Below are 5,415 nucleotides of genomic sequence, written 5' to 3'. Positions count from 1 at the left end.
GCTATAACCTGCAATCTGCTCCACTTAAGCCAAACCCTTGATTATAGCATAAAATTATTTTGCAAGAGGTCTAATCTTAGATATGTGCGTCGCCCCTGGAGGAAAAAGTATATTTGCCTGGAAAACATTAAACCCAGAATTGCTGTTGTGCAACGAAGCCATAGGCAAAGGCATGGGAATGTTGATCTCTAATTTAAGACGCTGCCAAATTCTACCATCCGCCACCGCCAACGTCGATTCAAAAATACTTGCCGAAAAGATGCCACAAACGGCTAATTTAGTAATAGTAGATGCTCCTTGTACTGGTCAATCACTCTTAGCAAAAGGAGACAAAGCACCCGGCTGCTTTCATAATGTCACCATCAACAGCAATGCCAACCGCCAAAAAAGAATTTTAGCCAATTCTGCTAAAATTGTAGCGCCCCAAGGTTATCTTGCATACATGACCTGCACTTATTCAACCGCAGAAAATGAACAAGTCAGCGAATGGCTGTTAAGCAAATTCCCCGAATTTCAGTCAGTCACTGTTCCTCATTTAGAAAAATATCGATCGCACTTGACAGAAATTCCTTGCTATCGGATGTGGCCACAAGATAGACTAGGAGCAGGAGCTTTCACCGTTTTGTTTCAAAACACCTCGGATGGATAGAGAAATCAGCTACCAGCAGATTTTCTAGATTTAGCTCGTTTTACCAATCTCTAACTATCCGCGTTCATCTGCGCTTCAAAAAAATCTTCCATTAATCAAACTAAGAAATGATTTTCTCCCAATTATCCAAAGCAATTAAAAGACCACTCCAACTAGCGATCGGCATTTTAATTGCCTTAAATCTGCTAATATTAAGCGGCTGTCAAAACAGTACCACCCCAGTCTCAAAAAACGGCGAGCCGATCGAACTCACACTGTGGCACGGCATCAATCCCCCGCCAAATCGCGACGTATTTCAAACCCTCACAGACAAATTCAACAAAACACATCCCCAGATCCAGATCAAACCAATTTACATCGGCCAGCCAGACCAACAACTACCAAAAATACTAACAGCAATAGTTGGAAATGCACCGCCGGATGTGCTGTGGAATAATCCTACTCTTGCCGGAAAACTAGCAGAACTCAACGCAATTGTGCCCTTAGAAAACTGGCTCGACAAATCGCCCCGGAAAGCCGAAATTTACCCGGCACTCTTCGAGTCAATGGAACTTGGTGGACACACTTGGTCAGTTCCCCTAGGCACAAACAACGTCGCCATATTTTACCGTCCCAGCTTATTTGCAGCAGCAGGAATCAAAGAAGTGCCGCAGAATTGGGCGGAATTAAAGCAAGTAGCCCGATCGCTCACGCGAGACACCAACGGAGACGGCCGCACAGACCAACACGGCATAGTGCTCCCCCTAGGCAAAGGAGAATGGACAGTATTTACCTGGCTGCCATTCATGTTCAGCGCAGGCGGCGAACTCAATGGCGAAATACCTCAAAGTCCTGTACCCCAAATAGATAATCCCGGTTCTCACGCCGCCTTAGAATTGTGGAGCGACTTGTTAAAAGAAGGTTCAGCAATATTGTCAGCACCCGAACGCGGTTACGAACTCGACAATTTCATCGCCGGGAAAGTCGCCATGCAAATCACCGGGCCGTGGACGCTAGCACAGTTGCAGCAAAGCGCGATCGACTACGCAGCAATGCCTTTACCTATCCTCAAACGCCCCGCAGCCGTCGTAGGGGGTGAAAACCTATTTTTAATGAAAACCTCGCCAGAACGAGAGCGAGCAGCCCTAGTATTCTTAGAATACGTTATAGGTGAAGAATTCCAAACAGCATGGGCATTGGGAACAGGTTACTTGCCCATTAACTTAAAATCGAGACAGAGCCAAGCTTATCAAAGCTTTGTGGAAAAAAACCCTGTTTTGCGAGTATTTTTAGAACAAATGAACTCAGCCAGAGCGCGGCCCATTATATCAGGTTACTCCCGCCTGTCAGAAAACCTCGGTCGCGCCATAGAGGGAACCCTTCTCGGCCGCAACCCCCAAGACGCGCTTAAAGAATCTCAAGAGCGTTTGAAACTAACCTTAGATATTGCAACAGCCAAAGAGAAATAGACAATAAAAAATATTTTTTTTGCTGTAAATTATCCGCTTTCACTGTATTCGATCGCAAGACTTGAAGCCGGGATTGATTGGTTAAAAATCTAGTGAAAATCACTACCGCCTGCACTTATAACCAGAAACGATGTTTCTTGCCCCAGACTTACCGAAAAGCAGAGATTTTACGTCGCTGTTATTGGTATTTTAGGTATTTTAGGTATTTTAGGTATTATTGAGCATGGTGCAAGATGTTAGGGTGAATAGAGTTACGATCGCCCGACACAAAAAGACAGCCGCTGTCGCTCGGTAGTAAATTTTTAACAAAAACCAAAAAATTACAAACCAATTGCTTAGCCATTAGAGATATATTTACAAAAAAGCGATACTCCCGAAATTCATGGGCAGATTTGATCGAACAAAAAAACCGCTCCCTCAACGGCACCACAAAAAGTTAGCTCAAAAGCTTCTCCCACTACCTACCACCCATGACCTACCGTCACCTAATAGAAACATTTTCTCTACCCTCTGCCTGTCCCGTGCCACCTACTGAGACCCCAACAACCGTCCACCTTTTCCCCAAACGACCATGCAGACAAAGTTCCTTAATGCAATCAAAGGACATTCCTGGCGGTACTTCCTCGCAGTAGGCGCGATCGCCCTGGTCTACTATTGGGCGTCGCAATTCGCCATTTCCACCCTCACCCTCAGTTCAGAAATTTACCCGATGTGGCCAGCAGCAGGAATTGCCCAAGTCGCCCTGCTGCTGTTTGGGCGGCAACTGTGGCCGGGAATCGCGATCGGAGGCTTCCTGTTCAGCATGAACGTACCGTCGGCCAACATCGCCACGGCATTGATCTCGGCAGGCGCCAGAAGCCTGCAAGCGTGGACGGGAACTTATCTACTCCAGGGCATTAACTTTAGCGCCGGGCTCGATCGGCTCAAAGACGTTTTAGGAATAGTCGGGCTAGCAGCCTTGGGATCTACCCTGATCAGCTCCACAATCGGCAGCATCCTCGTATGTCTGAGTGGTATATCTAGCTGGAGCGATTTTGGCACGATTTGGGGGACTTGGTGGGTGGGAGACGCTATGGGAATTTTGCTCGTCGCCCCGCTGCTACTGACGTGGCAACAATTGCCCAAAGTCCCCACCCATCGCAAACAGATAGCTGAACAAGCGATTTGGCTGCTGCTGCTACTAGCAGTCGGCTGGCTCGTCTTTTGCTCCCGCACCCGCGCCGCCTACGCCCGCTATCCCCTCGAATACTTACCATTTCCCCTAGTAGTTTGGGCTGCCTTTCGATTCGGTCAGCGCTACACCGCCCTCTCCAACCTCATCCTCTGCGGCTTCGCCATCTGGGGCATAGCCCGAGGCAGCGGCCCCTTCCTCAAACACGCCAGCAGTATCCCCCAAGCACTGTTATCCCTGCAAGCCTTCATCGCCGTCATCGCCGTCACCGGCTTAGTCTTAGCTGCCACCGTCGCCGAACGCCACCAAGCAGAAGCCTCCCTGCGCGCCAGCGAAGCCAGCCTCGCTAACGCCCAGCGCATCGCCCAGCTAGGCAACTGGGACTTAGACCGCAACGCGCAGCAATTGCGGTGGTCAGAGGAAATTTACCGCATCCTGGGACAGGAACCGGGAACTTTTGAACCCAGCCTTGAAGCCTTCTTGGAATACGTGCACCCCGAAGACAGAGAATTAGTCAAAACCTCGATCGAAGCCGCTTTATTTCAGCAACAGCCTTACAGCATCGACTACAGGCTCATACTCCCCGACGGCAGCAACCGCACAGTCTACGAACAAGCGGCCGTCACCTCCCTCTACATCACCAGCACCGTCCAAGACATCACAGACAGAAAGCAAGCCGAAGCCGCCCTGCGTTCTTCAGAAGAAAGATTTTCCAAGGCCTTTCACGCCTCCCCAGTCGGGATCAGCATCTGCACCCTCACGGATGGATGCTTCCTCGATGCCAACGAAAGCTTTTTGCGCTCATTAGGGTGGCTGCGGCACGAATTTCTCGGCCGCACTCCCAGCGACTTAGGAATGTTTGTCAATTCAGAAGACGGGGGGCGGCTCGCCCAGATTTTGCAATCACAAAATTCGATCAGCAACCAAGAAATCAAAATTTGCACCAAAGCCGGCGAAGTCCGCGACTGGCTGCTGTCATTGGAACTCATCCACCTCGGCAGCACTCAGTGCGTTTTAATCATGACCACCGACATCACCGAACGCTTGCGTTCCGAAGAATTCCGCCGGGCCGCATTAGCCGCCGAAGCTGCAAATAGATCCAAAAGCATTTTTCTCGCCAACATGAGTCACGAACTCAGAACCCCCCTCAACGCCATCATTGGCTACAGCGAGATCCTGCAAGAAGACGCCCGAGACCTTGGTGCCGAAGAGTTCATCGACGACCTCCAGAGAATTAACACGGCCGGTCAGCACCTACTCGCGCTGATTAAAGATATTCTCGACTTGACCAAAATTGAAGCAGGCCACACCGACTTGCACGTCGAAACTTTCACCATTCCAACTCTGGTTGAGGAAGTAGTTGCCACGATCGCGCCCCTGGCGGACAAAAATAGCAATATTGTAGAAATACAATGCCCCGAAAATATTGGCTCGATGCAGACCGACTTGACTAAACTCCGGCAGTCTCTGCTCAACCTCCTCAGCAACGCCGCGAAATTTACTTGCTCCGGCGCGATTACCTTCGCCGTTACCCGATCCGTCGAAACCCCCGCCGACTCTGCAAAGAAAGACAAAAAACTTGGAGCGTATAGAGAAGGTGGCCAAGCTGAAAATAGCTTATCTCTCTTATCTTCCGCTCAAGATTGGATCATTTTTACGGTCAAAGATACCGGCATTGGCATGAGTCCCGAACAGTTAGCCAGAATCTTTGAGCCTTTCACCCAAGCCGATTCCTCCACTACTAAAAAGTACGGCGGCACTGGTTTGGGGCTGACCATTACTAAGAAATTCTGCGAAATGATGGGCGGAGACATTACCGCATTCAGCGAGGTGGACAAAGGTTCTACCTTTACCATTCGACTGCCAGCTATTTTCACCGACCTTTCAATCTCAACCGAAAAGTCTAACCAATAATATTTTTTTGACAGTTATTTTCTAGGTCTGGAAATTTTATTTTCCTCCACAATCTGCTGATTATTTCGCTAGCAGTTATGGAGATTTGGTACATAAATTATCACATTAAAAACTCAGTTTTTTACTAAGTTTTTCGTAAAATAGAGTAATCTTGAATCAGGGTAAACGCATCTAAATTAATTTGACAAACACCTAAATTTGTGCATTACTAAATAACTAAAAAAACTTTTAAA

At 48.3% G+C, this 5,415-nt stretch carries 3 protein-coding genes; all 3 read left to right on the top strand.

The genetic code is table 11. The features are described 5' to 3' along the window. Window positions 1-82: 82 nt before the first annotated feature. The 3 genes from QUB44_RS30005 to QUB44_RS29995 all read left to right on the top strand — a co-directional run bounded on the left by QUB44_RS30005 (window position 83) and on the right by QUB44_RS29995 (window position 5,182). Complete coding sequence (locus tag QUB44_RS30005) at window positions 83-649, top strand: hypothetical protein (protein WP_333373394.1); 567 nt, start codon at window positions 83-85, stop codon at window positions 647-649. A gap of 107 nt (window positions 650-756) precedes the next feature. Then, window positions 757-2,097: an ABC transporter substrate-binding protein gene (locus tag QUB44_RS30000; protein ID WP_333373391.1), complete on the top strand. Its 1,341-nt coding sequence runs from the start codon at window positions 757-759 to the stop codon at window positions 2,095-2,097. 571 nt (window positions 2,098-2,668) lie between these two features. Next, window positions 2,669-5,182, top strand: a complete 2,514-nt coding sequence (locus QUB44_RS29995) for an MASE1 domain-containing protein (protein ID WP_333373388.1) — start codon at window positions 2,669-2,671, stop codon at window positions 5,180-5,182. Window positions 5,183-5,415 lie beyond the last annotated feature (233 nt).

The organism is Microcoleus sp. AT3-D2 (assembly GCF_036705715.1).
GTDB lineage: Bacteria > Cyanobacteriota > Cyanobacteriia > Cyanobacteriales > Microcoleaceae > Microcoleus.
Note: the sequence above shows the minus strand (reverse complement) of the source record. Positions and strands in the feature narration are given on the sequence as shown.